Raw genomic sequence first — 26,645 nt, forward strand, 5'->3', positions numbered from 1 at the left:
TGCGGACCGTAGCCTGTGGGCGTAGGTCCGGAGGGGGAGGGACAGGGAGGGGAAAACCTACTTGCCGCCCAGTTGCAGCGGCAGACCGTTCTGGTACCAGCCGACGATGCCGTCGGTCATGTTGTAGACCTCGCGGTACCCCTTGGAGGCGAGAAAGCTCGCGGCGGTGGCGGAGCGGGCACCGACGGCGCAGTACACGAGCACCGGCCGGTCACGCGGAACCTCCTGCACCCTGCGGTTCAGCTCGCCCAACGGGATCAGCACGGAACCTTTCAGGTGCGCCTGACGGAACTCGTCCGGGGTGCGCACGTCGAGCAGGAACATCTTCTTGTTCTTCGACATCACGGCCTGCGCCTGCTTCGATGTCACGTTGGCAAGCCCTACGGCCTGGGAAAGGGAAGCGGTGAGTACGACTACGGCAAACAAAACGGCAAACAGTCTCATCAATAATCCTCACTTTTCAATTCATCTATTCTGCTTCGAGCACGTACCCCACCTGCATCGGCTTGAACCCTGCCGGGAACGCCTGGGCGAGCCGGGCCGCCGCGTGAAACCCGGTGCAGTGCCCCGGGCAGATCTTCTTCAGTCCGTACTTCTTGAGCGCCTTTATGGTCTGGTCGACCTGCGGCTGGGAGGAGAAGGCCAAGTGACACCCACCCACCACCCCGTAGACCCGGTCCACCCCGGTCTTCTCGCGAGCATGCTCGATGGTGTTGATCATCCCGGCATGGCAGCATCCGAGGAGGATCAAAAGCCCCTTCCCGGTCACCACGACGAGCGACTGGTCGTCCCGTATCTCGTCCCTCTCGCACCCCGCCTCGTCGCAGAAAAGCCCCGCGTCACCTTCTTCGTAAGGAGTCCTGCGCGGCACCTCGCCGGTCAGGAAAACGCCGGGCATCACCTCGCGGAACTCGTCGCTGTAGGAGAAGACGGCCCCGAGACCGGCCAGGAACTCCTCGGAGTAGGGCACCCCCACCGAGCGGGCGGTCCCTTCCCGCACGGAGTAACGCCGGGTGAAGATGCCGGGGTGCGCGAGGATCCTTTTCGGGCCGCCAACCTGCAGAAGCGGCCAGAGCCCCCCCGCGTGGTCCCAGTGCCCGTGCGACAACACGACCTGGTCGATCCCCTTCAGGTCGACGTTCATGCGCTGGGCGTTGTGCAAAAGCGTGTGCCCCGCCCCGGTGTCGAAGAGAAGGGACCGGTCCCCCTCCTGCACCAGCGCGGCGAAACCGTGCTCGCCCAGCGTGCCGGAAAGCGCACCGGCGGTGTTGTCGCAAAGGACCTTGATGCGGCAGATCATTTACCGCACTCCCTGGGCGGGAGCTTGGGAACGCCGAGCTTGTCCAGGATGGTCATCATCGGGCACCAGTTGGTGAAGCCGGACTGCAAAAGGTTCAAGCCGATGAAGGCGGTGAACCAGAGCCAGCGCGGATCGTGGTAATGGGCCAGCGCCAGGGAGATCAGGGTGAAGGTGCCGGCTATGAGTCTAAGCAGTCTGTCGATGTACATATAACCTCCTTGTCCGGTCACTTTTTCTGCAAAAGTTCCGCCACCTTGCCTGCGGTATTGGCGGTGAATTCGACGCAGCGCTTCTTGCCGTTGGCGGTGAGGGCCTTGCAGCAGGTGACCCGGTACTGCTCCTTGAACCAGTGGTGCAACTCCTTCGTCAGCGCGGCGGAAAGCTTCCTATCCTTCACCACGAGGCCGATGGCCATGGTCCCGCCGGCCACCGCGCCGCAGATGCATCCCGCCCCCGAGCCGCCGCCGAAACCGGAAGCCAGATGCACCAGTTCGTCCCCGGCTTCGGGTAGGAATTCGTTTTTCACCGAAGCGAGCACCGCCTCGGCGCAATGCATCTTGCCGGAACGGTAGAACCCTTCAGCCTCGGTGGCGACCTTTTCCGCAACGGATGCGCCTTCCACATTCTCTGCCACGTTCTTTCTAAGCCAAAACACTACAACCTCCTAAGCTGCGAGCTTTTTTTGATGTTTTTCCTTCCAGGACTGCACCATGAAGTAAAGGATCGGAATCGTGATCCTGGAAAGTGTCGTCGAGGCGATCTCGCCGCACATCATGGCGAGGGCGAGCCCCTGGAAGATCGGGTCGAACAGGATTACGAAGCTCCCCACCACGACGGCGGCGGCGGTGAGCAGCATGGGACGGAAACGGACCGCGCCTGCGTCGATGATCGCCTCGTCGAGCGGCATCCCCTCGCGGCGGCGCAATTCGGCGAAATCGATGAGGATGATGGAGTTTCGCACGATGATGCCGGCCAGGGCGATGAAGCCTATCATGCTGGTCGCCGTGAAGAAAGCCCCCATGATGGCGTGCCCGGGCAGGATGCCGATCAGGGTGAGCGGGATCGGCGCCATGATCACGAGCGGCGTGGTGAAATCCTTGAACCAGGCCACCACCAGCACGTAGATGAGCACCATGACCGCGGCGAAGGCGGCACCCAGGTCGCGGAAGACCTCGTAGGTGATGTGCCACTCGCCGTCCCACTTGATGCCGGGGCGCTCCTCGCTCCAGGGCTGGGTCGCCGCGCGCTGCTCGATGTGGTAGCCGCCGGGAAGCGCTATGTTGTCGATGTCCTTGTGCATCTTGAGGATGGCGTACACCGGCGCCTCGATCACCCCGGCCACGTCGCCTATCACGTACACCACGCTCTTCATGTTCTTTCTGTAGAGCGATTTGTCTTCCACGCCGCGCACCACGCGGACCAGCTCGGAAAGGGGTACGTTCCCCTTGTTACCGGCGACGTAGATGGAGGAGAGCGAGGAGACGTCGCTTCGGGAACCGACCGGGAGGCGCAGGTTGATGCGCACCGGTTCCTTCTCCTGGGGCACGTGCATGATCCCCACGTCGGTTCCCCCCACCGCGAGTTTAAGGGTCTGCACCACCTGGGCCGTGTCCACCCCTGAGAGCGCCGCCTTCTCCCGGTCCACCTCGAAGCGCAGCGTGGGATGGTCGTCCTCCTGGTACCAGTCGACATCGACGACACCGGCGGTGTTTTTGAAGATGTCCCTGATCTTCTTGGCGATATCGACGCGGGTTTTCTGGTCCGGGCCGTACACCTCGGCGACGAGCGTCGAGAGGACCGGCGGACCCGGCGGGATCTCGGCCACTTTGAGGCGCGCGCCGTAGCGGTCCGTGATCGCCTTGAGCGTCGGACGGATCCTCTTCGCGATGTCGTGCGACTGGGCGGAGCGCGCCTCCTTCCCTTCCAGGTTGACCTGGATCTCGGCGACGCTCGGCCCCTGGCGCAGGTAGTAATGGCGCACGAGGCCGTTGAAGTTGAACGGGGAACTCGTGCCGACGTAGCTTTGGAAGTCGGTCACCTCGGGGACCTTCCTGAGCGCGTCGCCCAGTTCGGCCACCATGCGCGCGTTGTCCTCGAGGGTCGTCCCCTCCGGGGCGTCGATGATGAGCTGCAACTCGCTCTTGTTGTCGAACGGCAGCATCTTCACCGTCACCGCCTTGAAGTAGACGAGCGAGCAGGAGACGAGGAGAAGGATCACCACCATGGAAAGAAAGCCGTAGCGCACCTTCTTGTCGTGCAAAAGCCTCCCCATCATGCGCCGGTAGAATCCCGTCATCCATGACTCTTCCGGGGGAGCGTCGGTGCCGTAATGCGACTCCCCCTTCATGAAGCGGTAGGCGAAGTACGGCGTGACGATCAGCGCGATGAGCAGCGAGAAGACCATGGCCATGGACGCGCCGACCGGGATCGGGCGCATGTACGGCCCCATGAGGCCGCCTACGAACCCCATCGGGAGGATGGAGGCGATGACGGCAAGGGTCGCCAGCATGGTCGGGTTCCCGATCTCGTCCACCGCCCGCACCGCCGCCTCGAGCGGCTTGAACTTGGTCGTGGTGAAGTAGCGGTGGATGTTCTCCACCACCACGATGGCGTCGTCGACCAGGATGCCGATGGAGAAGATGAGCGCGAACAGGGTGATCCGGTTCAGCGTGTAGCCGATCCGGTTGAAGATGAACATGGTGAGCGCGAGGGTCACCGGAATCGCGATCGCCGCCACGGCGCCGGCGCGCCATCCCATGAAGACCGCGATCAGCAGGGTGACCGAGATGGCGGCCAGGAACATGTGGAACAGGAGCTCGTTGTTCTTGTCCTTCGCGGTCTCCCCGTAGTTCCTTGTGACGGTCACCTGCATCTCGGAGGGGATCAGTTTCCCCTTCTGGAACTCGACCCGCTTCAGGAGGTCCTCGGCGACCCAGGTCGCGTTCGCCCCCTTGCGCTTGGCGATGGCGATGGTGACCGCCGGGTAGTCGGCCGCGCCCCCTTTCAGGTGCTTCTGCGCCGCCGCGGGGCCGAGCCCGAAGAAGACGTAGTCCTTCGGTTCCTGGACGCCGTCGGTGATCGTGGCGACGTCCGAGAGGTACACCGGGCGACCGTCCTTCACGCTGACGACGAGCCTACCCGCGTCGGCGGGGTCGGAGATGAAGCCACCCGCCTCCAGGCTGTACTCGCGGTTACCCGAGGCGAAGGAGCCCGCGCGCTGCGAGACGTTCCCCTTCTCCAGCGCTGAAGCTACGGCAAGCGGGGTGAGACCGTAGGAGGAGAGCCGCACCGGGTCCAGGCGGACCTTCAATTCGCGTGAGAGTCCTCCCTTGATCTCGGAATGCGCCACGTTCTCCACTTTCTGGAGGTCGTCGCAGAGCTCGCGGGCCACCTTTCTCAGGGCATGGTGGTCGTAGCGGTCCGACCAGAGGGTGAGCGAAACGATAGGAACGTCGTCGATCGACTTCGACACCACGAGCGGCTCCCCCGCGCCCGGCGGGAGGAGGTTTCGGTTGCTCATCACCTTGTTGTAGAGCTTGACGAGGGAATCTTCCATGCTCTCACCGACCAGGAAGCGGACCGTGATGATCCCCATCCCCTGGCGGCTTGCCGAGTAGATGTATTCGACCCCGTTGATCTCCCAGATCTTCTTCTCGAAGGTGGTCACCACCCGCTCCTCGACCTCCTTAGGAGAAGAGCCGGGCATGGGGAGGTAGATGTCCACCATGGGGACGACGATTTGCGGCTCTTCCTCGCGCGGCGTCGCAAAGACCGAGTAGAGCCCGATCAAAAGCGAAGCGGCCACGATGAGCGGCGTCAGCTTGGAATCTATGAAGGCGCGGGCGATCTTCCCCGCGAAACCCAGGTTGTTCATGCTATCTCCGATGATGGCGGTACCTTCACTTCCACCTACTGCACCTTCGCGCCGTCGACCATCTTCTCTATACCGGCGGTGACCACCTTCTCGCCGGGGGCGAGGCCGGAAAGGATCTCGACACGTCCCCCCTGGGCGCGCCCGGGCTTCACCAGCCGCAAGCGGGCGAACCCGTCGGGCGACACCACCCAGACCGAGGTGAGCGAGGAACGCTGCACGACGGCCCCCTCGGGGACGGCGATCCCCTTACGGGATCCGGTCTTGAAGAAGGCCTTGCCGTAGCTCCCGGAGCGCAGCCCGCGGGAGGGAAGATCTACCTTGACGGTGAAAGTCCGCGTCGCGGGATCGACCACGGGCACCACCTCGGAGACGCGCCCGGTCGCCGGGGCCCCCTCTACCGCGATGCCGAGCTGGTCGCCCCCCTTCACCTTGCCGAGCAGCGTCTCCGGGGCGGAGACCTCGAGACGGTACCCGTCGTCACCTTCAACGGTCAGAAGCGGCGTCCCCGGGAAGACGGTCTGCCCCGCCTCGACCTGCTTGGCAACCACCACACCGGCTATGGGAGAGGTGACCTTGCCGTAACCCGCGACGGCACCGGCGGCTCTCGCCCCCTGGCGCGCCTGGGCGAGCCTCGCCTCGGCACGCGCCACACCCTGGGCGGCAACCTCCTGCTCGGTCTTTTTCGTGTCGAACTCCTGGCGGGTCACCGCCTGCTCGGCGACGAGGCGCGAGTAGCGCTCGAAGGTGACATCGGCGAGCCTCTTCTGGGCCTGTGCCTCGGAGAGGGCGCGTGCCGCCTCCTCGACGCCGGAGACCGCTCCCGCTGCCGCCGCTCCGCTCTCGACCGCATCGATGGCGGCCAAAAGCTTGCCGCGCCCGACCCGCTCACCTTCCCTCACGTACACGCGGTTGACACTCCCGGCGATACGCGCGGCGATGAGCGCGGTGTTGCGTGCCTTCACCGTGCCGACCGCCTCCTGGACGTCGGCCAGATCCTCGGTCGCCACGGTAACCACGGTGGCTCCCTGCACCACGGGGGGTGCCGCCGGGGCGGCGCTCTGCTCCTTCTTCGCGCCGCAACCGAAACCTGTTGCTATGACAAGGGCAAAAAAGGCTGCCCGGTACGCTTTCATCGCATGACCTCCTGTATTAAGACGCCGGTACGGAAATAGACCTCTGCCGTAGCGGCGTAACCGGCGTTTTCAACTTCCACAAGGTTCGCCCGGGCGCGGTCGAGGGCGGTCTCGGCGTCCATCACCTCGACGAGCGGGGAGAGACCGTTGCCAAAGCGCAGCGTCACCAGGCGGCGGCTCTCCTCGGCGTCCCGCACCGCGGAACGGGCGCTCTCAAGCCTAAGCAACGCCTCCTGGCGGTGCAGCACGCTCTCGGTCACCTGGAGCGCGACTTCGCGGCGCTCGTTTTCCAGCACCTCGGCGGCACTTCTCTTGGTGAGCTCCGCCTGCGTCTTCTCATGGGAGCGCCGCATGCCGTCGAAGAGCTCCCAGCGCAGGTTGACGCCGACGTTCCACGAATCCTTGTCGGTGCCAAGCGGCATGTCGCGGTCGTTCAACTGGTAGCTGCCGCGGGCGTAGAGGGTGGGGAGATAGGCGTTTTTCGCCTGCTTCACCGCGAGCTCGCCCCGCTCGACCGCGTTCTCGGCGGCCTTCAGGTCGGGACGGTTCTTTTGCGCGAGGACGATCAACTGCTCCGTTTCCGGCGCCGGTTCCTCCAGGCGCGGCATGTCGCCGATATCCAGCGTCCCCCCCTGCGCACCACCGACAACGAGGTTAAGCCGCATGCGCGCTATGAGCACTGCGTTGTTCGCCGCCACCACGCGCTGCTCCGCCTCGGCCACGGCGGTTGCCGTGCGCAGGCGCTCCGACTTAAGCCCGATGCCGTCCTTCTCGCGCAGCGCCGCCAACCGGTCGTGCTCGCGCGCGTTGATCACGGACTGCTCCGCAACCTCGCGGTAGGCCTGGGCCTTGCGCACCTCCAGGTAGGCCACGTAGACGCGGAAGGCGATTTCCTCGCGCCGTGCCTCTTCGGAAAGCGCCGCCGCCTCGGCCCCTTTCCCGGCCATTGCCACGCCGTTCGAGATGCCGAAATCAAGCAGCGGCTGCTCCAGCGTCACCGCGGTTTTAAAGTCGCCGCGCGGCGAGGGGTTGTTCAGGGGATCGGCGGCGAAGTCCTTGGCGGGGCTGATGCGGGCTTCGTCCAGCTTCATCATGAAAACGGTGCTCGGGGTATTGGAGAGGACCGCGCCGCTTTCCAGCGACACGCGAGGCAGGTAACGGCTGCGGCTCACCGCAACGCCCTGCTCCGCTGCCCCCTTCTCCAGCGCGGCGGCCTTCAGCAGATGGTTGCTTTCGAGGGCGCGCTTCACCGCCTGCTGCAGCGTCACCACCTCTCCAAAGGCGGGCGTCGTCAGGACGGAAAAGAGCAGTGCGAGCAGCGGTGCAAACCTTCTATTCACCCGTGAAACCTCCTTGCGGGCATAGTTGTGATCTTGTGTCGAGATATATTCGAATTCTTATATATATACTCCGAGACCGATTGTCAAGGTAATAACCTTATAAGCATAGGTTAAGTAGCCCATATCGGATCTCACGACCGAAACATTGTAACAGCTTAGAAAGGGTACCGCGCTTTCCACATGAAAAATGTGGCGGGAGCGAGGACCTAAATGGAACTTTCGAAAGGGGAGCAGGGACTTTTGGAAGCCAACAAAAAAGACCGGCGCGCTCCGCAGGTGAGCGCGCCGGTCTTAACGCTTTTATTCCGGGAGGGATCAGGCGCCGGGCTGGTCCAGCAGGTAGCGTCCGACGTAGTTCTTGGAGAACTGCATGGCGGTACGACCGCAGCGCTTGGTCTTGTCGTGCGACCACTGTATCGCATCCAGCTCCAGTTCCTTGCTCCAGGGGATGGTGACGTTGCGGCTCTTTGCCTCGCGCTCGACGCACTGGCGCACCGCGTCGAGGTAGCGGTCCTGGGTGAAGACGTGGAAGGCGACCCAGAGGCCGAAGCGGTCCGAGAGGGAAACCTTCTCCTCCATCGCCTCGCTCTCCTGCAGCTCGCCGTTCACGTATTTGCCGCCGAGCAGGTCGGTGTTGTACTGGGGAAGCAGGTGGCGCCGGTTTGAGGTGACGTAGATGAGGACGTTTTCCGGAGCGCAGTACACCGAGCCGTCCAGGGCGCTTTTCAGCATCTTGTAGGAGAGTTCGCCGATCTCGAAGGTCAAGTCGTCGCACAAAAGGATGAAGCGGTAGGGCTGATCCTCGACGGCGCTGAAGATCTCGGATAGGTAGATGAGGTCTTCCTTCTCTACCTGGATCACGCGCAGCCCCTCAGCGGCGAATTCGTTCAGGAGCGCCTTCACCATGGAGGACTTGCCGGTCCCGCGCGAGCCCCAAAGGAGCGCGTTGTTGGCCGGGAGCCCCTTCACGAACTGGCGCGTGTTGTTGACCATGATCTCCTTCTGCTTCTCGCACCCGAGCAGGTCGTCGAGCTTCGTCTGGTCGGTGACTTTCACCGCCTCCAGGTAACCGGAGAAGGAGTGACGACGCCAGTTGGCGGCGTGGCAGGTTTCCCATTTGACCGCCTTCACGGCCTTGGGGAGTAACATTTCCACAGAGCTCAGCACGCGTTCGAGCTGGGCAACGACTTCCGGTTTCAGATTCAGCATGTAGGTTTCCGTCCCCCGTGCGGTGGGTCCCTGACCGGCTGTTTGCTGACATGAAACAACCGCGTCCCGGTAACCCCCGGTAATTTTGTCCATTCTGTATACGTTATCGGGCATGGGCGTGTCAAATTAAAACAATGTGTCAATTGGATGGAACCCGGCTGCGGCAGAGCACCCAGGCGCTCACCCCCGGCAGGACGAGACCGGCACGTGCGAGAACGATCATCATGGCGTTTTCCAGATGCAAAATACCGGCGACGCCACGGCTCACAAGTCCACCGAGACGGAAGGGTCCCTGGTCCTGCGCCCCCTGCCATTTGGTGCACCTGTCCATCAAAAACTTCGGGATGAGGAGGGAGCCGAAGAGGTAGCCCGAGGAGAGGACGGCGAGACCTGACGCTGCGGCAACCTCCCTCAGCTCCTTGAGGCGATAGCGCCGGTAGCGACCGAGGAACCAGTCCCTTCCGCTGAAGAGCGACGGGAAGGCGGGCACCGTGATGAGGACGTGCCCCCCGGCCGCAACGTGCTGCCATACCAACCGCTTGAGAAACCGCCGGTCTTCTTCGACGCGCTCCAGCACGTCCACAAGCAGGGTCAACTCGAAGCGCCTTCCGGCGGCGGGGAGGTCCGGCACGTAGATCACCCCCCGAGCCGGAACGAGCCGCGTAACGGTCCTTTCGGTGAGGTCGGCGACCACGGCGGTGACGCGGATGCCCGGCAAGGCCGCACAGAGGGACCTGCTGAGGTACCCGTCCCCGCAGTCGACGTCGAGAACGCTCATGCCGTCGCGCAGATTTTCCCCGAGCAGCATCGCCACGGTGCGTGCCCGCGCCACCTCCCACGGGCCCCTTTCAGTAAGTGCCGCCTCCTTGCCGGGGTCCATGGCTAAAACCTCAGCTCGCAGCTCAACCCGGTGCCGGAACCGGTGACCTGCGGGCGCAGCGAAAGGCTGCGGAGCGGTGAACTGCCAAGATCAGTGCCGGCGGCAGGAGAGTCCGGGTCGTCGCCGTGCAAAAGTACCGGGAGGAAACCGCCGGTGAAAGGCCGGGTTACGGCTACGGCAGGAACGTAGGGGTCATAGTGGTGGTCGAGGCCGCCGCCAACGGGGAGCGCCGAGGCCGGCCCCGGCAGGGTAGCCGTGGCGAAGGGGAGAAGAAGAGCCGTCGCGATATGGTGCAGGGGGGATTTGACCATAGGCGATATTAAAGATTACCAATGATGCCTTGTCAAACCGTAGCGGCGCGCGGCACCTCGAGTTCCCCGGTGTGGCTCAGCCAGGCGAAGGAAAGCGCCAGCATGTCGGCCACTCCTCCCATGGTGAGGTTGCGGCTCACGTAGTGGGCGTTTCTTTCGGCAAGAAAGGCGATGAAGTCCTCGCGTTGTGCCACCAGCAGCTCCAGGGTCGCCCCGTCCTCGCGCACCGTCTCCAGCCCTTGCCGACCGCAGCGGTGCAGGGCGGTGGTGTCCTCGACACTCGCCATGAGCCGCCCCAGCATGGCGAATGTCGCGCTCCCCCGGTTGCCGCCCTCCGCCATCTCGCGTCGGAAAACCGGAAGCGCCTCGCCGAAGAGCGCCGGGAGACCGCGCAGCGCCTCCCCCCGGATTCCATCGGCACGGTAAATCTCGCGCACCCGGCTGCCGTTACTCCCCGAGGCGTCCGCCGGACCGAAGAGTTCCCCGGCTAGCCGCGCCACCGCGGCGCTCAAGGCCGCCTCGTCGCGGCGGCCGGTGCGCGCGCTCGCGCAAAGCAGCAGACCACTTAAAAAGATGTACCCGCGGTGACAGTTGGTGCCGGTTTCCTCCAGCATGGCCCGTTCGGCCTCCACACCGAGACGCACCTGTTGTGCGAGCACCTCCCCTGCGGCGAGCGAGTCGCTCACCCGGTCAAGGTACCCGGAGACGACGGCGAGGGAGGCTTCCATGCGTGGGACGGAGAGGTCGCGGTGGGATCCGGAGTCGTTCAGGTCGACGAGCCCGGGCTTCGGGGTGAGGTAGAGCTCCATGAAGGCGCCGCGCACGAGGCTGCGCGAAAGATGCGTGAGCTCAGAGCGCATCGATGAGGGCCCTGGCCGCGCGCGCCAGTTCGTCGCTTGTGTGGCGCCCGGCGCGGATGCAGGCGAGCGCCGGTTCGCGGCAGATGAGGCAGCTTCTGGGGGCCACGTCGAGGTCGGCGCGTCCCATCTGGTTCCCGGCGTGGTCGTAGACGTCGAGGTCGAGCAGCCTTCCCGCCGGGTGCGCCCCCTCGAGGGCTATCCCCAGCCGCTTCACCTGGGTGGCGAGAAGCCGCGTGCGATAAAGGACGAAGGGGCCGAGGGCGTCACGTCCGCGCGCGGCGGCGCTTCCCTTCATCGCCTGAAGGAGCGCCCGTTCCCCCCAGGCGAAGAGCCGTTCGGCCCGTGCGCCGGTCTTCTCCGCCCCCGGGAGGTTCAAGGAGAGCATCACCGTCGCGGGAAACAGGGTCGGGAACAGGGTGTCCAAAAGCTCCTGCCGGCGGTCCCGCGCCGCCAAGAGGCTATTCCTTAACGCGTCTGACGACATCGATGATGCTCCCGTCGCGGTACTCGATGGCCGCCACCACCTCGTCCTCGAACTCGAGGGGGCGCGGCGTGCCGGTGACGCGGCAGATCTCGCGCTGCAGGTCGGCGATATCCTTCACCGGGAGCTTCCTTCTGATCAGCTCCTCCTTGAGCTCGGCGTGCCTGTCGTTCACCGCGATGCCGCGCTCGGTGACCACGACGCCGATGGTGTCCCCCGGGGTGGTGATGGTGGTGACCCGGTCGCGCACGATGGGGAGGCGCCCTCGGATCGAGGGGGCGACGATGATGGAGAGCTTGGCCCCGGCCGCGGTATCGGAGTGTCCGCCGGTGTTGTGCAGCAGATAGCCGTTCGATTCGGTGTTCACGTTGACGTTGAAGGCGGTGTCGACCTCGGTGGCGCCCAGGATGACGCAATCGAGCCGGTTCACCACGCTCCCGGCGTTGAAGGGGTTCGCGTACATGTCGGCGCTTATCTCCTGGTGTGCGCGGTTCACGCCGATGGAGCGCACCGCCTCCTGGTCGAAGCACTGCACGTCCATGAGCGCCGAGAAAAGCCCCTCCTCGAGCATCTCGACGAAGTAACCGGTGATGCCGCCGCAGCCGAAGCTCCCCTTGATGGAACCCTTGCGCATGGCGTTACGCACCTTCTCCGCAACGGCGAGCGAGATGCCACCCGAGCCGGTCTGGAAGGAGAAGCCGTCCTTTAAAAGCCCGGACGCCTCGATCACCTGCGATGCGTAGCTTGCGATCTGCAGGCCTACCGGATCGGTGGTGACCCGCGTGGTGGTGGAGACGATCTTCGCCGGGTCCCCCAGGCGGTCGACCGCCACCACGTAGTCTACGAGGGTCTGCGGGATGCCGACCGGAACCGCGGGAAAGGGGACCAGGTTGTCGGTGACCGCGACGACGCAGGAGGCGTAGCCCGCGTCGATCTGCGCGTAACCCAGGCTGCCGCAGGCGGACGGGCCGTAGTAGCCGTTCATGTTGCCGTACTCGTCGCAGCAGGGGGCCGCGATGAAGGCGACGTCGATCTTCACGCTCCCCTCGATGATGGAGCGGGCCCGGCCGCCGTGGGTTCTGACCACGATGGGGCAGGAAAGCTCGCCGCGGCTCGCCAGTTCGCCGATCAGGCCGTTCACGCCGCACTGGAACCCGGCGATGACGCCGCTTTTAATGTGCGGGATGATCTCGGCGTGCACCGGATGCACCGAGGAGGAGGCGATCCAGATCCCCTTGAGCCCCATGGCCGCGATCTCGGCCACGATGCGGTTCAACAGAAAATCGCCGTTTCTCAAGCTGTGGTGCGTGGCGATGGTCATGCCGTCGGCAAGGCCGCTCGCCTCGATCGCCTCCCTCAGCGAGGAGAGCCGCTTCCCCTGCCCCGGGTTCACGCGCTTCACCGGGCGGGCGGCGACGGTCCCTTCCGGCCGCAGCGACCAGGCGTCGCCGTAGGGGACGAGTCTTTTTCCCGCGTAAGAATCCGGGATCTCACGTCCCAGGCTATTGAGCGCCATGAATCTCCTCCTCGTCGATCAGGGTGTCCACCATGCCGTGGGCGTAGGCGGTGCGCAGAACGCGGGCGGCCCGCTTCACCACCGGGGCGTCGACCATCTTCCCCCCGAGGGCGATGACGCCGGTCCCCAGCTGCCGCGCCCGTTTGATCGCCTCGATCACCTGGAGCGCGTACTCCACCTCGTGCTCTTTCGGCGCGAAGACGTCGTGCACCACCTCGATCTGGCGCGGGTTCACCAGGCACTTCCCGGTGTAGCCGAGCCTTTTGGCGAGCTCGGTCTCGGCCCGGAGCCCCTCCATGTCCGAGACGTCCGCGAAGATGGTGTCGACCGCCTGGATCCCCTTCGCCTTGGCGGCCCAAAGGACGCGGGTACGCGCGTTGAAAAGTTCCTCGCCGCCGCGGCTTCTCTCGATCTCCATGCTCGCCGTGTAGTCCTCGGCACCGAAAGCGAGGGCGAAGATGCGCTCCGAGCTGTTGGCGATGCCTACCGCATTGATGACGCCAAGCGCGCTCTCCAGCGAGGGAAGGATGCCGAAGCGGCCGATCTCGACCTCGAGCTCCTCCTCGAACTCGGTCAAGAGGGTGTCCAGGCGCTCCACGATCTCGGGGGTGTCCGCCTTGGGGAGCCTGATGCCGTCGGGCATGGCCGGAAGCACCACCTTGAGGTCCTCGTACCCCCACTTCGAGTCGAGCGGGTTGATGCGGACCAACAGTTCCTTGTTGCGGTCGGTGTAGTTCAAAAGGAAGCGCTTCACCAGGTGGCGCGCCGCGTCCTTTTCGGCTAACGGCACCGCGTCCTCCAGGTCGATGATCACCGAGTCGCAGTTGAAGATGGGGATGTTTTGAAGCATGGAGGGCATGTTGCCCGGAACGTAGAGCAGGGAGCGTCGCAGCTTGAAGTCGGCCATCAGGAGGACTCCTCGTCGATGTAGATGGTCGGGATGCCGCCGACCTTGGAGACGTGGCGTTCGACGCCGGAGACGTCGAGTTCGGTCAGGACGATCTCGCAGGTGGCGAAGACCTCGGCGTCGTACAGGTGCCCGCCGACGACCTCGCCGGAAGATTTGGACATCATGATGTGGAAGTGGCAGTCGAGAAGATCGTCCTCGCCCGGCACGATGTTCCCTTGCAGTCCCAGAAGCTCGCAGGGCCCCTCGATGTCGTGGATCGTGATGCGCGGCGTGGTGATGGGGAGCTTCGCGCCGGTCTTGATGCCGCGCAGCTTCACGTTCTTCACGCTGCCGAGCGCCGAGACGATCATGGCGTAGCGCACGTCGGTCAGGTGTGCGAACTGCAAAAGCCTCGTGGTGAGGCGCTCTCCCGGGGTGATCTTGATGATGAAGCGCCTGCCGTTGGTGCACTCCTTGTACCAGAGACCTTCCATCTATCCCTCCGTGGCGCGCATGATGGCCGTCTCGAGGCGCGCCTCTATGGCGTAATCGAGGGCGCCGCGGTCGGTGATGCGCACCTCGCCCGACTCGATGCCGTGCTTTTCCAGCACCTCGTCCACCTTGGCCCTTATCAGCGCGCCGAACTGTTTCACCACCGTCGACTCGATGGTCACGGAAAGCGTCTCCGCGGGCTCCAGGAAAACCATCAGGTCGCTGGACTGCATCGTCCCCGCCTGCGCCTTCTTCACGATCTTCATTTGCCTCCTCCCTTTACCCAGATCTTGATCCCCTCGCTGGAGAGGAGAAAATCCAGGGTGCTTACCGGCACCAGTTCCGCGATCCCCTCCAGTTCGCCGTTCAGGAGCATATCCCGCACCCGCGAGGCCGAAATGGGACGGTCCATGGCGCTTTTTCTCTCGACCTCCTGCACCTCGACGCCGAGCGGAGGGAGGATGCGGTGCATCGCTTCGTTGTAGGCCGCGGTGGTGCCGCACCATGGTTCGCTGCCGACAAAGCGGGTTTTCACGTGGAAGTGCGGTGCGATGTGCCGGGCGAAGAGCAAAAGGTCGAGCTCCATCTGGATCGCCCCGCCGGGGTCACCCCCCTTGAGGAAGTAGGTGGGGAAGGTGATGCTGGAAACGGCGTACCAGGAGGTATCGAGGACGACGACGTTTTCAAGGTCCGCGGTCCCCTCCTGCACCATGCGCAGGCGGGCGCCAAAGGGGAACAGGGAGCGCTCCTCGCGCACGACGAAGAGATAGAGCTGGTCCACGGCCGCGGCCGCCTGCTCGATCAGGTAACGGTGTCCGAGCGTGAAGGGGTTGCAGTTGGCGACGATGGCGCCGTTGTTGCCGGGGAGGATCTGCTTTGCGTATCTGGAGAGATAGCGCCTCAGGCCGTCGCCGTATTCAAGGAGGGCGGTCGTGCCGGAGGCAACCAGGAGGTTGAAGTTGAGCGCCTCGAAACCCGGGACGAGGGCTGGCGAGGTGAAGACGAAAAAGGAATCGACGCCGTCTTGATAACCGCGGCCGACCAGTTCGGTTACCACCTCGTCGAGGAGCGTCCCCCCCTGGTGCGAGGGTGTCACGGCGAGCATCTTGAGGACGCGACCCTGCCGCGCCCCGACCGCCACGAGGCGCCCCGCCTCGAAGACGCCCACCAGGTCGTCATAGGGGGCTTCGAAGCGAAGGCCGCTTGCTTCTACCAGCGCCCGGGCCTGCCCGAGATCATCCGTGGAGAGAAGTGAAGTAACCATCCGCAAAGACTAACACCAAAGATATGTATACGTAACCGCGTATACCAAAAAAACTTTTCCGATCTATCAGGGTGGGTTACCCGATCTCTCATAGCCCGGGCAAGATCCAGGCAGTATTAAGAAAAAACTATGATGCAGGCGCCCTCTTGTGCTATCGTGCACGGTTCGCAAAACAACAGATATTATTCCAAAAAGCAAAGACCCATATGAACATCTCGGTAGTGATACCTGCCCACAATGAAGCAGAGAACATAGAGTCCCTTGTCCAGGAAATCGTGGCGACCGGCCTCGACTGTGAGATCGTGGTGGTCGACGATGGCAGTACCGACGACACCCATGCGCGGCTGCTTGATTTGAAGAAGTCCGTTCCTTCCCTGAAGGTGGTGCAACACGACCGCGCCTACGGCCAGAGCGCCGCCGTTGCGACCGGTATCAAGCAGGCCGGCGGCACCCTGATCGGGACCTTGGATGGTGACGGCCAGAATAACCCCGCCGACCTGCCGAAGATGATCGAGGCGATCCGGAACAGCACCAACCCCAACCTCAAGATGGTGGCCGGCTACCGCAAGAAGAGGGACGACTCCCCCTGGCGCATCATAAGCTCCAGGATCGCCAACGCCTACCGGCGCTTCTTCCTGAGGGACGAGACCCCGGACACCGGTTGCGGCCTCAAAGTCTTTTACCGCGCCGCTTTTCTCGAGCTCCCCTTCTTCGACCACATGCACCGTTTCCTCCCGGCCCTGATCAGGATGAGAGGTGGAGACGTCATCTCCGTCGAGGTGCACCACCGTCCGCGCACCGCCGGGGTCTCCAAGTACGGCACGCTGAACAGGTTGTGGGTCGGCATCGTCGACATCTTCGGCGTCTGCTGGCTTCGCATGCGCGCCAAAAACGTCAAGATCACGAGGCTCGACTGATGACGCTTTCCGAGAAAACCTGGGTAGGCATCGGTCTCGCCGGGCAGTTTTTCTTCACCATGCGCTTCGTCGTGCAGTGGATCGCCACCGAACGGAAGAGAAAGAGCGTCATCCCTGAATCGTTCTGGTACTTCAGCATATTCGGCTCGCTGATCCTCCTGGTCTACTCGCTGTACCGCAAGGACCCGGTGTTCATCCTGGGACAGGCCTTCGGCTCCACGGTCTACGTCAGAAACCTCTTCTTCATCCACAAGGAAAAGAAAGATGCCGCAGCGTCAACCATGGAGTAGTCAGAGCTGGCTTCCCTTCGCAATCCTTGCCTTTCCGGTCATCGCATTTTCCCTTCTGCTCCCGTACTTCCCGGTCGATGAAACCCGTTACCTTTCGGTCGGGTGGGAGATGTGGAACAAGGGGTCGTACATCGTCCCGCTGCAAAACGGACTCCCCTACTCCCACAAACCCCCGCTGCTTTTCTGGCTTTTCAACCTCGACTGGCTCCTTTTCGGCGTGAACGAAGGGACGCTCCGTTTCATCCCCCTCATCTTCAGCATGATGAACGTGGCCCTCGTGCACCGGATCGCGAAGAGGCTCTGGCAGGACGAACAGGTCGCCCGCTACGCCGCGCTCGTCCTCGCCTCCATGCTCTCCTACCTCCTGTGGTCCGCGGTGATCATGTTCGACGTCGTGCTCACCCTGTGGGTGCTGCTCGCGGTGGACGCGGTGATCTCGGCGGTGAAGGAGCAGCGCCTCTTCTGGTTCATTCAGCTAGGCATCGCCATAGGCTTGGGCATCCTCACCAAGGGTCCCGTGGTTCTGGTCTACGTCCTTCCGGTCGCGCTCTTCGCACCCTTCTGGGCACCCGGTGAGCGCCCCGCCGGCAGGTGGTACGCCTCCATTGCGCTCTCCCTTGTGATCGGCATCGGGGTTCTTTCCTTCTGGCTCATCCCCGCGGCGTTGACCGGCGGCGAAACCTACCGCCGCGCCATCCTCTGGGGACAGACGGTGAACCGGATGGCCAACTCCTTCGCCCACAGGCGCCCCATCTGGTGGTACCTCCCCTGGATTCCGACCCTGCTCCTGCCGTGGACCCTGTTCCCCCCGGCCTGGCGCGCCTGGAAAAGACTCACCGCAGATCCGGGGGCGCGCATGGTCATGATCTGGGGCGGCGCGAGCCTCCTCGTCTTCTCGCTGCTCTCCGGCAAGCAGGTCCACTACCTGATCCCGGTGCTTCCTGCCTTCAGCCTCCTCATGGCGAAGAGCATCGCCCAGGAGCAGGGGGACGTCGCGCGCTGGAGGCTCCCCATAGCGCTCCTATACCTGATCCTGGGGGCCGGCCTGCTCACCGCCTCGTTCATCAATCAAGGACGCGTGCTCAGACACTTCGATCTGGACGAGGTGAGGTGGGCGGCCGGCGGCCTCGCCCTGGTCGGCGCTCTCCTCTTCTGCCTGCGTCCCCGCACCATGCCCGCCCTGGTCACCCGGGTGGCCGCCGCCTCGCTTGCCTGCTGCGCGCTCGTGCTGCTGGGGGGGCAGGCCATGTTCATGCGCTACGACCTGCACCCAATCGCTCAGGCGATCAGGGAGAAGCAGGCCGAAGGGTACGAGGTGCTGCACGCCGACAAGTACCACGGTCAGTTTCATTTCATGGGGAGGTTGGAGCGCCCCCTGGTGGAGCTTAGGAGTGCGGATGAGGTCGGAGCATACGTGGCGACCCACGACAAGGTTGCCCTCATCACGTACGAGCCGGACAAGCGGCCCATCGATGCGGGGGAGTGTTTCTTCCTGCAGCCTTTCAGGAGCAAACAGGTGGTACTTTGGAACCGTAAGGGGATCGACCGTTATCTGAAAGAAGCCGGTGCGGCGCGGCAAGCGGAGGAGAAGTACGAATAAGGAAAGGGCCCTCCGGCATCGGAGGGCCCTTTTTGCATTTCAACCCTTTCTACCGGAACCCCGCCTCCTTCCAGGCGTTCACGCCACCCTTGAGCGCCGACACCTTGCTGAACCCCATCTCCTGGAACTCCGCTGCCCGACCGGCAGACGTGTGTTCCTGCGGTCAATTACAGTAGAAGATGATCTCCTTCTCCTTCGGGATCTCCGGGAGCCTCGCGTTGAACTCTCCCATGGTCAGCCCCTTCTCCAGGCGGATTCCGCCGCACATCTCCTCGCTGTCGTAGGCACAGACGAAGAGGGCCTCCCCGTCCTGCACCTTCCTGCGCGCCTCCTGAACTTGGATCCTTTTCACCTCGGCCATGACTTCCTCCTTCCATCCCCTTAGGATGGCCCCTGGACCACTGCTGCTGTTGTCTCCCACCTCCTGGCGGTCCGGTGTCGGCATCCGAAGCTGCCGACACCTGCCGCCGGAGCGCTTCGCCCGGGAGGCAGCGCTACCCCATGTGGCGGTAGCAGAACTCCCCGAGATAGGCAAGCGCCGTATCCGGCGCCTTGTTGCAAAGGTAATGCAAAGCCTTCCTCGCCAGCGACCGGTCGTATATCGGGGGGGAGAGCTCAGAGTCGCTTGGGTAGAGGAAGTGGGGAAGATCCAGTATCTCGGTCCCCCAGTGTGACTTGAAGTCCATCAGGCTTTTATTCTGCTCCTTGGTCTGCCCGAAGTCGAACCGCTGGTACCCGGCGCGGCAGGCGTCCTTGATGATGTTCCAGAGCAGGAAATGCAGGGGGCTGCAGCTGATATGGTCCGTGTTCATCGCGGAGTACTCGATGGAGACACGTCCTTTGTAGTTGAAAAGCAGCACCCCCGCGATCGTCTCGGCACCCTTGCGGCAGAGCAGGAGCTCCGCCAACCCCTGTCCGGAGAAGGTCTGCCAGAGCGACTTCACCAAGGCGTACGGCTGCGGGGGAAGCCCCTTTTTCCTCCTCATGCCCCGGTGCAGAAGGTAGAAGTCCATCAGGTCCCTCTCGCGCCTTCCCCGGATGATGTTCAGCCCCGATCGCTCGGCGCGAAGGATGCGCTGCCGCACGCAGCTTCTGTGGAAGCGCATCCTGACCTCCTCCGGGTCGCGGGAGAGCCTGATGAAGTGGTGCTTTAGACCGCAGTCGGTGCGGAACCTTTCCCGATCGAGCAGGTGTGGCGCCTGCGCCGTCCTGATCTCGATGCGCGGGATCTCGAGGTGCTCGGCAAGCCGCAGCACCGCGTCGCACAAAATCTCCATCTCGGACGGCTCCGAGACCAGCGGATCGCAGAGGGTGGCAAAGGGGATGCTCACCAGGCGCCGGCCGGTCAGCCAGCTCCGCACCGCGTAGATAGGTAGAGCCGCCTTGATGCCGCCGCCGGGGGCGGTGAGCGCCAGGTAATAGCCGCACATGTGCGGAAAGTTGTTGTCCAGCACCCGTTTCCAGCCGGAGAGGTGGGTGATCCAGCCGTAGGGATGGGAGTTAACGAACCGGTCCCAGCGATGGTTGCGCAGCGGATCGATGAGACTCACCCCGCTGCCGAGGTCTGCCTCGAGCGCTTCGCGGGAAACGTCAATAGCCACTGCCGACCTCCCTGACACCCCAAAAATTAACAACGTCTTACTCTATCCGTCGCCTGTTCCAAGTCAAGAGGGGGGGCACCGTACAAAATCAAACAATCCTGTTGAGGAAAGTACGCGCCCTGCTAAGATACTTGTCGTTGCCAATTCCCGGGCAAGGAGGGAGTCATGGGCGAAAGACTGACCGAATGGGCCGAGCGGCCGTTGAACTTCCGCGAAGACCAAAGAGAAAACCTCGACCCGCAACTGCGGCGCCTGAACGTGAGGCTCGGGGCGCATGCCCTGCTCGACTTCGTGCTTGACCCTCCTGCGTACCTGCTTTTAGCCGGCGCCGTCGGGCTTCTCGCCAAGCGCAGGTACGCCCTCGCCTCGCTGCTGGCCGGAGGCTTCGTGCTGCAACAGGCACTCTCCAGGGTCGGCGCCACCGGCGCACAGGAGGGGCTTGAGGAGCAGAAAAGAAGGGAGATCGCCTTCGAGCGGCGCACCATGAAGGCGCAGCGCGGGGATTACGGCCGGCTCGACGTGATCGCCTTCAAGTAGGGAGATTTCAGTTACGGCGCGAGCGCGCCGATAAGGATGGAAAGCAGCACCACTAATAAGCCGGAGCGACTAATGACGCTGGTTGAATGGGATGAAACCCTGATCCTGGGAGTGCAGCGGATCGACGCCGATCACGAAAAGCTGGTGGAGATCCTGAACCGCTGCTACAACGCGCTCATGCAGCACGACCACACCCACGAACTGCATGACATAGTGGTGGAACTTCTGGATTATACCCAGTACCACTTCGGCACCGAGGAAGCGCTGATGCACGAGGCGCGCTACCCGGCGGCGAAGGCCCACACCGCCGCCCACCGCACCTTCATCAAGTCCATCCACAACTTCAGGGACCGTTTCGAGGCGGGGGAATCCTTCGTCGCCATCGACGTCCTCGTCTTTTTAAAGGACTGGCTGGTGGCGCACATCCAGAACACGGACCGCTCCCTTGCCCAGTACGTGACCGAAGTGGCCCGGTTGTAAAAAAAAAGCGTCCGGCAAGAATCCCGGACGCCGCTTTTCCCACTCCCTGTTTGCTACTCTCCGCCGTAGAGCCCCGTCAGCACAGCCTCCTCGATGACATGGTCCTGCATCGCCACGTCCAGTTGCCCCTTGCTCGCCGTCCCCGCCAGCTCGAGCGTCGTGTCGAGCGCGTACAACCGGAAGACGTAGCGATGGGTGCCGGAGGGGGGGCAGGGCCCGCCGTACTGGTTGTGCCCCCAGCTGTTCTTGCCGATCACCACCTCGCGCGGCTCCGCCTGTTCCACGAGCTCGGTGGTCCTTGGCCCCATGTTCCAAAGGATCCAGTGCACCCAGAGCCCGTTCGGGGCGTCCGGGTCTTCCATGACCAGAGCCAAGGACTTGGTGCCGTCCGGCACGTGCTCGATCCTAAGTTCCGGGTTGATGTTGTCACCATCGCAGGTGTACCTTGCCGGAATGCGCCCGTTGTCCTTGAAGGCCGGGCTGGTCAACCGCATCTCTCCCATGAGTCACCCCCTTTGACCGGCCTTCGCCGGCCCGCCTGTTACTCCACGCCTTCCTGCGGCACGCCGCAGACCTTCACCTCCACCACCAGATCCTCCACCTGGGCGAACTGCTCACTCGTGGCACCCGCCGGCCGGAAGAGCTCGACGGACCAGAGCCCGTCGTTCGCCCCCTTCCCCACCGGGCTCGCGTTCTCGTGGGTCGCCATGCCGCAGAATTCGGAGCGCCGCACCGAGCGGCGGTTCTCCACCCGCCCGAGGAGCAGCGGCGGAAGCCCCCTCTGGTCCACCTCCACGCGCTCCCCGCGCCTTAAATACACCCCCCGCTCCGGAAGCCGCACCAGGGCAGACCAGGGGACCGCCCCCGCCTCGCCCAGAAGGGACGCGCTCACGCCGCGGAAGCGGCAGTTCTCGAGCCCCTGGAAAAGCTCCGGCGGCACCTGCACGCGCACGGCGAAACTGTCACGGGCGTGCCTTAGCTGTCCCCACGCGTTGCGGTTCATCAGGGCGCGTACCGAGAAGGCGCGGGTAAAGGCCTGCTCCCTGCGCTGGTAGCAAGCGATCCACTCCAGGGCGTCGCGCGTCCAGATCGTGCAGCTCGCGATGGACGCCCCCAAGGTCTCGGACCAGGAACCAAGCGGCGAAGGAGCGTCGTGGCCGTAGATGCGCATGAGCCCTTCCTCGGCCACCGCGATCCGGTCCAGCGCCGCCTCGTAGTCTCGGCATAGCCTTTTCAACACCAGGTCGCGCTGCTCGTTCATGGCCAGGGGGCCGCCCGGAGCGGCGAGCTCCTTCCTGCGCCGGATCGACTCACCGCGCAGGCCGATCATGCCGGTCGCCTCGGCTTTTTCCGGCTCCTCCTGCGCCTCCTCTTCTTCCGCCGCCGGCGGCGCCGCTTCCGTCTCAGCGCCCGGTACCTGTTCCTGCGTCTCCTCCCGCGGAGGGACCGGCTCCTCTTGCGCAGTGACTTCCCGCTCGTTCGGCTCCATCGACTCGACCCGTTGCCGGTCGAGCTCCAGCTCCTTTTCCAGGATGGACAGGTCGTGGCTCAGTTCCTGCCAGGCACGATCCAGCGCGGCGTACTCCCTGAAGTCCGCGATGCAGCGCTCCAGGAGCCGTTCCGCCTCGGCCAGGAGCGTCTCGGTGTGCCGGGTATCGAACCTTGCCGCCAGCATCACCGGATCGGGACGGTACGCGGCCACGTTACAGGCAAGCTTGCTCATCCGCCACCTCCTCTCTCGAAAACCGCGCTGGAAGGGGCGGCTCGCGCCGCCCCGGAGCATGTCAGAGGAAGGTGGTCCTGGTCCCTTCGGAGAGGCGGGAGATCAGATCCTGGCAGATCTTTTCGCAGCTTTGGCAGGACGAGCGGCAGATACGGCAGTGCTGGTGCATCTCGGAGTGCACCTCGCACTCCTGCATGCAGAGGCGGCAGGCGACGGCGCAGCTCTCAAGCTGCGTCCTCAAAAGCTGGGGGACGGCTTCGGTCTGGCGGGACAGGACGCGCGCGGTGGTCTGGCAGATGTCGGCGCAGTCGAGGTTCAGGCGGATGCACTTGGTGAGGTTTTGCACCGTCGCCTCACCAAGGCACGCATCGGCGCAGCTCGTGCAGACGTCGGCACACTCGACGAGAGAGCTGATGCACTCGGTCACGGCGGTGACGTCCATGGTGAGTTTTCTCGGGTGGGCGGCGAACATTTCGGATGTCTTCATGGGCTTCTCCTTTGTGGTTGGAATGTCGGCACAACAGTTAGCACATTCTAATCACCTTGCCGGAGAATTCAATGCGGACAGGGACAAGCAGGGCCCTTTTTCTGCTAAGGCACCCTCCCCTCGGCGCCGGCCCAGGCCGACTCCGAGAGCCTCCGTATGGTCAGCACCTCCTCTGCGCCGATGCCCAGTGAGAGGAGGAAGGCGTGGTGCGCCTGGGGGGCGCGACGCTCGAACTCGGCGTGCCAGGTCTCCATGGCCCTGTCGTCCATGCCCGCCGCACGCAGCATGGCGACCCAGGTTTCCTTGTCCATGCTCTCCGGGAGCGACTCTCCCGACTGGACCCGGAGCATGCGGGCGAGCAGGCTCTGCTGGGCCTTGAGCGCCCTGATCTCCTCACCGATCGCGGCGAGCCGACGCTGCAGGACCGAGCGCTCTCCTTTTTCCGGGGCGGCGAGGATGGCGCGGATCTCGTCAATGGAGAGACCGGCCTTGCGGAACGAGGCGATGGCGGCGAGCCGGTCGAGGTCGCCTTCCGAATAGAGGCGGTACCCCGCCTCGCTCCTCTCGCTCGGGGACAAAAGCCCCTCCTGGTCGTAGTACAAAAGCGTGCTCCGGGAAAGCCCGAACCTCTTTGCCAGCTGGCTGATGCGGTACATGCCTGCTCCTTCGAAAAAAGCGGCCCCGGGCGCCCGGGGCCGGCAGGTTAGGCGTGGTGCGCGCGGATGGCGGCGATCCGCTCTGCGGGGAGCCCCAGCCACTCGAGGAAACTCTGGTGCCCCTCCGGATTCTCAGTTTCGAAGAGGCGGTGCCATTTCTCCATGGCCGCGTCGTCCAGCCCGATGGCCCGGAACCGGGCGGTCCACTCGTCTACCGTTACCTTGCTCATAGTCTCGCTCCTTTTATATTTGGTGGCGTCATGGCCATGACAGTCGGGGATACTAAACCGTGAAGCGGTAGACGGGTCAAGATAAATTCGACTAGGGGCAAAACGGCAAAGAGGCCCGACGGCGCTTGCCGTCGGGCCTCCCTGTTTCCAGCAGACGTTGCCGCCGTACGCTAGAAGGTCTCGAACTGCTCGTCGAGATCGTTCAGGTTGATCTCGGCACCGGTCACCGGGCCGGACTGGGTGAGCTTGTTCCTCCCTCCCTTCGCCTTGGCCGGGGCTTCCTTACGCACCGGCCGCACTTCGGGCTGCGGCTCCTTCCAGCGCACCGGTGCCGCCTTGGCGCCGCGCTCCTGCCCTATGTTGAAGTAACCGATGGTCGCCTGCAGTTGTTCCGACTGCGAAGAGAGCTCCTCCGCCGTCGCGGACATCTGCTCGCTCGCCGAGGCGTTTTGCTGGATCACCTGGTCGAGCTGCTGGATCGCCTTGTTGATCTGGGCCGCGCCGCTGTCCTGCTCCTTGCAGGCGGCGGAGATCTCCTGCACCAGTTCCGCCGTACGCTGGATATCCGGGAGCATGCGGTCCAGCATCTGACCCGCCGTCTCGGCCACCTCCACGCTCGTCGAGGAGAGGTCCGAGATCTCGGCGGCCGCCTTCTGCGAGCGCTCGGCGAGCTTTCTCACTTCGCTTGCCACCACGGCGAACCCCTTGCCGTGCTCACCGGCACGGGCCGCCTCTATCGCCGCGTTCAGCGCCAGGAGGTTCGTCTGCCGCGCGATCTCCTCGATGATGGAGATCTTCCCGGCGATGTCCTTCATCGCCTGCACCGTTTGCGCCACCGCCTTGCCACCTTCCTGGGCGTCCTGGGCGGACTTCACGGCGATCTTTTCGGTCTGCATGGCGTTGTCAGCGTTCTGCCTGATGTTGGAGGACATCTCCTCCATGGAGGAAGAGGCCTGCTCCGCCGCGGCCGCCTGCTCGCTCGCCCCCTGGGAGAGCTGCTGCGACCCGGACGACATCTGCTGGCTGCCGGCGGCCACGTTGTTGGCGGCCTCCTTGACGTCGGTGACCACCGCGGAAAGCTTCGACACCATGCTCGAGAGGGAACGCATCAGCTCGTCGTTCGCCGAGCGCTCCTCGAGCTGAACGGTGAGGTTGCCGCCGGCCACCTCCTTCGCCGCGCTCGTGATCGCGGAGATGGCGGCGATCAGCTGGTTCAGGTTCTCCTTGATCTGGTTGAAGTCGCCGCGGTAATCCTCCCGTATCGGTGCAGGCATGTCACCCTTGGCGATGCGGTCGACGTATTCGGCGGCCACCTGCAGCGGGCCGATCACCGCGTCCAGGGTCTGGTTCACCCCCTCGACGATGCGCCTGAAGTCCCCCTCGTGGCGCCCCGCGTCGGCGCGCGTCCCGAGCTTTCCTTCCACGGCCGCCTGGGAAAGGGCTTTCGCGTCGTCGACGAGCGCCTGGATGCGCTCCGTCATCCCCTTGAGCGCGGCAAGCAACTGGCCCGACTCGTCCTCGGAGTCGGCGTCGAGGTTCACGTTCAGGTTCCCCGACGCGATCTTGTTCGCCGCATCGAGCGCCCTGCCGAGTGGCTTTGTTATGGCGTTGGCCACCATGGTGGCGAAGATGAAGGCGAGCACGGCACACAGGATGCCGCCCCCCACGAGGATCGCCTTGGTCCTCGCCTCGAGCGCCTCGGCGTCCTTCATGCGCACGGCAAGGAGTGACATCTCCTCCTTCTGCATGTCGGCCAGGACGACGCGCATCGCGTCCATGAACTGTTTTCCCTTGGCCTGCTGCACCATCCGCACCACCTGCTCCACGCCGGCCCCGCTCCCGGCCTGCCGCCTGAGGGCGATGAGGGGCTCCACGTCGACCTTCAGCCAGTCCTCCTTGGACTGGAACAGTTTCGTCAAGCGCTCCTGCTGCTTCGGGTTGTCCGAGGTGAGGCGCTTCGCCTCCTCCCATGCCTTGGAGAAATCGGTCTTTCCGGCGTTCAGCGGCTCGAGAAACTTGTCCTCCCCGGTGAGGGCGAAGCCTCGTTCGCCGGTTTCGATGTTCACCAGGGCGGTCAGCAGGTTCCCGACCTGTTCGGTCACCTGGTAGGTATGGACGTTCATCCTGTTGGCCTTGCCGAGGGAGGCGAGGTTCAGGTAAGCCACCGCCACCAGGGTGGCGACAAGCACGATGATTATGGAAAAGACTAGGTACAGCTTCTTACCGATCTTCATGTTCTTGAAAAAGCTCACATCTTTCTCCTTTTTTTCACGCCGGGCAGCGTGTGTGATGCGATACGGCAGGAAACACGTCCGACGACGCGAGGGGCGCGCCCGCCTCCGCCGTCGTGACAGTACCCCGGCCAATCCGGGTTCAATGCAGACCGATATCGTCCGCTAACTGCAGAAGTTAAGGTGTTTTTTTCGCCTTACCTCCCACGAGCGCCCCCCCTCTTCGCGTCACCCGGGACATTTCGTATACTTAGCCTCGATTTATCCCATAATTTTTTTTCGTTCCCCCTGACGCTGTCATAGTGCCGGACCTCACTGACTCATCAACGGATCTTCCAACGACG

30 protein-coding genes are annotated in these 26,645 nt (G+C 64.0%); 5 read left to right on the plus strand and 25 right to left on the minus strand.

Annotated features, from left to right (window positions below; translation table 11 throughout):
• Positions 1 to 57: 57 nt before the first annotated feature.
• The 17 genes from D6Z24_RS01970 to D6Z24_RS02050 all read right to left on the minus strand — a co-directional run bounded on the left by D6Z24_RS01970 (position 58) and on the right by D6Z24_RS02050 (position 15,549).
• Complete coding sequence (locus D6Z24_RS01970; protein ID WP_129124858.1) at positions 58 to 444, minus strand: rhodanese-like domain-containing protein; 387 nt, start codon at positions 442 to 444, stop codon at positions 58 to 60.
• A 25-nt stretch (positions 445 to 469) separates the two neighbouring features.
• Positions 470 to 1,300, minus strand: a complete 831-nt coding sequence (locus D6Z24_RS01975) for an MBL fold metallo-hydrolase (RefSeq protein ID WP_129124859.1) — start codon at positions 1,298 to 1,300, stop codon at positions 470 to 472.
• Positions 1,297 to 1,509, minus strand: a complete 213-nt coding sequence (locus D6Z24_RS01980; protein WP_129124860.1) for a YgaP family membrane protein — start codon at positions 1,507 to 1,509, stop codon at positions 1,297 to 1,299. The genes D6Z24_RS01975 and D6Z24_RS01980 overlap by 4 nt, the downstream gene beginning before the upstream one ends.
• A 17-nt stretch (positions 1,510 to 1,526) precedes the next feature.
• On the minus strand, positions 1,527 to 1,955 hold the full coding sequence (locus tag D6Z24_RS01985) for a C-GCAxxG-C-C family protein (protein WP_198419496.1): 429 nt from the start codon (positions 1,953 to 1,955) through the stop codon (positions 1,527 to 1,529).
• 9 nt (positions 1,956 to 1,964) lie between these two features.
• Positions 1,965 to 5,174 (minus strand): efflux RND transporter permease subunit, encoded by a 3,210-nt coding sequence (locus tag D6Z24_RS01990; protein WP_129124861.1) that lies wholly within the window; start codon positions 5,172 to 5,174, stop codon positions 1,965 to 1,967.
• A 35-nt stretch (positions 5,175 to 5,209) separates the two neighbouring features.
• On the minus strand, positions 5,210 to 6,307 hold the full coding sequence (locus D6Z24_RS01995) for an efflux RND transporter periplasmic adaptor subunit (protein ID WP_129124862.1): 1,098 nt from the start codon (positions 6,305 to 6,307) through the stop codon (positions 5,210 to 5,212).
• The gene (locus D6Z24_RS02000) at positions 6,304 to 7,647 is read right to left on the minus strand and encodes a TolC family protein (RefSeq protein WP_129124863.1); all 1,344 of its coding nucleotides are present in this window, start codon (positions 7,645 to 7,647) and stop codon (positions 6,304 to 6,306) included. The genes D6Z24_RS01995 and D6Z24_RS02000 overlap by 4 nt, the downstream gene beginning before the upstream one ends.
• A 315-nt stretch (positions 7,648 to 7,962) precedes the next feature.
• Positions 7,963 to 8,856: an ATP-binding protein gene (locus D6Z24_RS02005; RefSeq protein ID WP_129124864.1), complete on the minus strand. Its 894-nt coding sequence runs from the start codon at positions 8,854 to 8,856 to the stop codon at positions 7,963 to 7,965.
• Positions 8,857 to 8,995: 139 nt separating this feature from the next.
• Positions 8,996 to 9,736 carry a class I SAM-dependent methyltransferase gene (locus D6Z24_RS02010; RefSeq protein WP_129124865.1) on the minus strand — a complete coding sequence of 247 codons (741 nt, stop codon included), beginning with the start codon at positions 9,734 to 9,736 and terminating at the stop codon, positions 8,996 to 8,998.
• 2 nt (positions 9,737 to 9,738) lie between these two features.
• Positions 9,739 to 10,047, minus strand: coding sequence for a hypothetical protein (locus tag D6Z24_RS02015; protein ID WP_129124866.1), 309 nt, complete (start codon positions 10,045 to 10,047; stop codon positions 9,739 to 9,741).
• 32 nt (positions 10,048 to 10,079) lie between these two features.
• On the minus strand, positions 10,080 to 10,907 hold the full coding sequence (locus D6Z24_RS02020; protein WP_129124867.1) for a triphosphoribosyl-dephospho-CoA synthase: 828 nt from the start codon (positions 10,905 to 10,907) through the stop codon (positions 10,080 to 10,082).
• Positions 10,897 to 11,361 carry a citrate lyase holo-[acyl-carrier protein] synthase gene (locus D6Z24_RS02025; RefSeq protein WP_246014535.1) on the minus strand — a complete coding sequence of 155 codons (465 nt, stop codon included), beginning with the start codon at positions 11,359 to 11,361 and terminating at the stop codon, positions 10,897 to 10,899. The genes D6Z24_RS02020 and D6Z24_RS02025 overlap by 11 nt, the downstream gene beginning before the upstream one ends.
• Positions 11,362 to 11,365: 4 nt before the next feature.
• Positions 11,366 to 12,904 (minus strand): citrate lyase subunit alpha, encoded by a 1,539-nt coding sequence (gene citF, locus D6Z24_RS02030; protein WP_129124869.1) that lies wholly within the window; start codon positions 12,902 to 12,904, stop codon positions 11,366 to 11,368.
• Positions 12,891 to 13,811: an HpcH/HpaI aldolase/citrate lyase family protein gene (locus D6Z24_RS02035; RefSeq protein WP_129124870.1), complete on the minus strand. Its 921-nt coding sequence runs from the start codon at positions 13,809 to 13,811 to the stop codon at positions 12,891 to 12,893. The genes citF and D6Z24_RS02035 overlap by 14 nt, the downstream gene beginning before the upstream one ends.
• Entirely contained in the window at positions 13,811 to 14,287 is a 477-nt protein-coding gene (locus tag D6Z24_RS02040) for a PPC domain-containing DNA-binding protein (RefSeq protein WP_129124871.1), read from the minus strand. Before D6Z24_RS02040 ends, D6Z24_RS02035 begins: the two co-directional genes overlap by 1 nt.
• Positions 14,288 to 14,551 carry a citrate lyase acyl carrier protein gene (citD, locus tag D6Z24_RS02045; protein WP_129124872.1) on the minus strand — a complete coding sequence of 88 codons (264 nt, stop codon included), beginning with the start codon at positions 14,549 to 14,551 and terminating at the stop codon, positions 14,288 to 14,290.
• Positions 14,548 to 15,549, minus strand: coding sequence for a [citrate (pro-3S)-lyase] ligase (locus D6Z24_RS02050; RefSeq protein ID WP_129124873.1), 1,002 nt, complete (start codon positions 15,547 to 15,549; stop codon positions 14,548 to 14,550). Before D6Z24_RS02050 ends, citD begins: the two co-directional genes overlap by 4 nt.
• A gap of 206 nt (positions 15,550 to 15,755) precedes the next feature.
• Between D6Z24_RS02050 and D6Z24_RS02055 the strand changes: the two genes are divergently transcribed.
• Genes D6Z24_RS02055 through D6Z24_RS02065 form a run of 3 tightly spaced genes read left to right on the plus strand, consistent with a single transcriptional unit; the run spans position 15,756 to position 18,356 of the window.
• Entirely contained in the window at positions 15,756 to 16,466 is a 711-nt protein-coding gene (locus D6Z24_RS02055) for a glycosyltransferase family 2 protein (RefSeq protein WP_129124874.1), read from the plus strand.
• Positions 16,466 to 16,756, plus strand: coding sequence for a lipid-A-disaccharide synthase N-terminal domain-containing protein (locus tag D6Z24_RS02060; protein ID WP_129124875.1), 291 nt, complete (start codon positions 16,466 to 16,468; stop codon positions 16,754 to 16,756). Before D6Z24_RS02055 ends, D6Z24_RS02060 begins: the two co-directional genes overlap by 1 nt.
• The gene (locus tag D6Z24_RS02065; RefSeq protein ID WP_129124876.1) at positions 16,731 to 18,356 is read left to right on the plus strand and encodes an ArnT family glycosyltransferase; all 1,626 of its coding nucleotides are present in this window, start codon (positions 16,731 to 16,733) and stop codon (positions 18,354 to 18,356) included. Before D6Z24_RS02060 ends, D6Z24_RS02065 begins: the two co-directional genes overlap by 26 nt.
• A gap of 163 nt (positions 18,357 to 18,519) precedes the next feature.
• Here D6Z24_RS02065 and D6Z24_RS02075 read toward each other — a convergent pair whose 3' ends face one another.
• Together D6Z24_RS02075 and D6Z24_RS02080 are read right to left on the minus strand one after the other, a co-directional pair.
• Entirely contained in the window at positions 18,520 to 18,717 is a 198-nt protein-coding gene (locus D6Z24_RS02075; protein ID WP_129124877.1) for a rhodanese-like domain-containing protein, read from the minus strand.
• Between the two features lie 133 nt (positions 18,718 to 18,850).
• The gene (locus D6Z24_RS02080) at positions 18,851 to 19,957 is read right to left on the minus strand and encodes a lipid II:glycine glycyltransferase FemX (RefSeq protein WP_129124878.1); all 1,107 of its coding nucleotides are present in this window, start codon (positions 19,955 to 19,957) and stop codon (positions 18,851 to 18,853) included.
• A gap of 165 nt (positions 19,958 to 20,122) precedes the next feature.
• On the opposite strand from D6Z24_RS02080, the gene D6Z24_RS02085 reads away from it, so the two are divergent.
• Positions 20,123 to 20,494 carry a hypothetical protein gene (locus D6Z24_RS02085; RefSeq protein WP_129124879.1) on the plus strand — a complete coding sequence of 124 codons (372 nt, stop codon included), beginning with the start codon at positions 20,123 to 20,125 and terminating at the stop codon, positions 20,492 to 20,494.
• Between the two features lie 72 nt (positions 20,495 to 20,566).
• The gene (locus D6Z24_RS02090; RefSeq protein WP_129124880.1) at positions 20,567 to 20,974 is read left to right on the plus strand and encodes a bacteriohemerythrin; all 408 of its coding nucleotides are present in this window, start codon (positions 20,567 to 20,569) and stop codon (positions 20,972 to 20,974) included.
• A gap of 53 nt (positions 20,975 to 21,027) precedes the next feature.
• Here D6Z24_RS02090 and D6Z24_RS02095 read toward each other — a convergent pair whose 3' ends face one another.
• From D6Z24_RS02095 to D6Z24_RS02120, 6 genes are all read right to left on the minus strand, one after another.
• Positions 21,028 to 21,477 (minus strand): YbhB/YbcL family Raf kinase inhibitor-like protein, encoded by a 450-nt coding sequence (locus D6Z24_RS02095; protein ID WP_129124881.1) that lies wholly within the window; start codon positions 21,475 to 21,477, stop codon positions 21,028 to 21,030.
• A gap of 38 nt (positions 21,478 to 21,515) precedes the next feature.
• The gene (locus tag D6Z24_RS02100) at positions 21,516 to 22,697 is read right to left on the minus strand and encodes a hypothetical protein (protein ID WP_129124882.1); all 1,182 of its coding nucleotides are present in this window, start codon (positions 22,695 to 22,697) and stop codon (positions 21,516 to 21,518) included.
• A gap of 61 nt (positions 22,698 to 22,758) precedes the next feature.
• Positions 22,759 to 23,184 carry a four-helix bundle copper-binding protein gene (locus D6Z24_RS02105; protein WP_129124883.1) on the minus strand — a complete coding sequence of 142 codons (426 nt, stop codon included), beginning with the start codon at positions 23,182 to 23,184 and terminating at the stop codon, positions 22,759 to 22,761.
• 104 nt (positions 23,185 to 23,288) lie between these two features.
• A complete protein-coding gene (locus D6Z24_RS02110; protein ID WP_129124884.1) occupies positions 23,289 to 23,840 on the minus strand; it encodes a MerR family transcriptional regulator in 552 nt (183 codons plus the stop codon).
• A gap of 47 nt (positions 23,841 to 23,887) precedes the next feature.
• The gene (locus D6Z24_RS02115; protein WP_129124885.1) at positions 23,888 to 24,070 is read right to left on the minus strand and encodes a MerR family transcriptional regulator; all 183 of its coding nucleotides are present in this window, start codon (positions 24,068 to 24,070) and stop codon (positions 23,888 to 23,890) included.
• Positions 24,071 to 24,240: 170 nt separating this feature from the next.
• On the minus strand, positions 24,241 to 26,322 hold the full coding sequence (locus D6Z24_RS02120; protein ID WP_129124886.1) for a methyl-accepting chemotaxis protein: 2,082 nt from the start codon (positions 26,320 to 26,322) through the stop codon (positions 24,241 to 24,243).
• Between the last annotated feature and the right edge of the window lie 323 nt (positions 26,323 to 26,645).

Source organism: Geomonas oryzae, assembly GCF_004117875.1.
Lineage (GTDB): Bacteria > Desulfobacterota > Desulfuromonadia > Geobacterales > Geobacteraceae > Geomonas > Geomonas oryzae.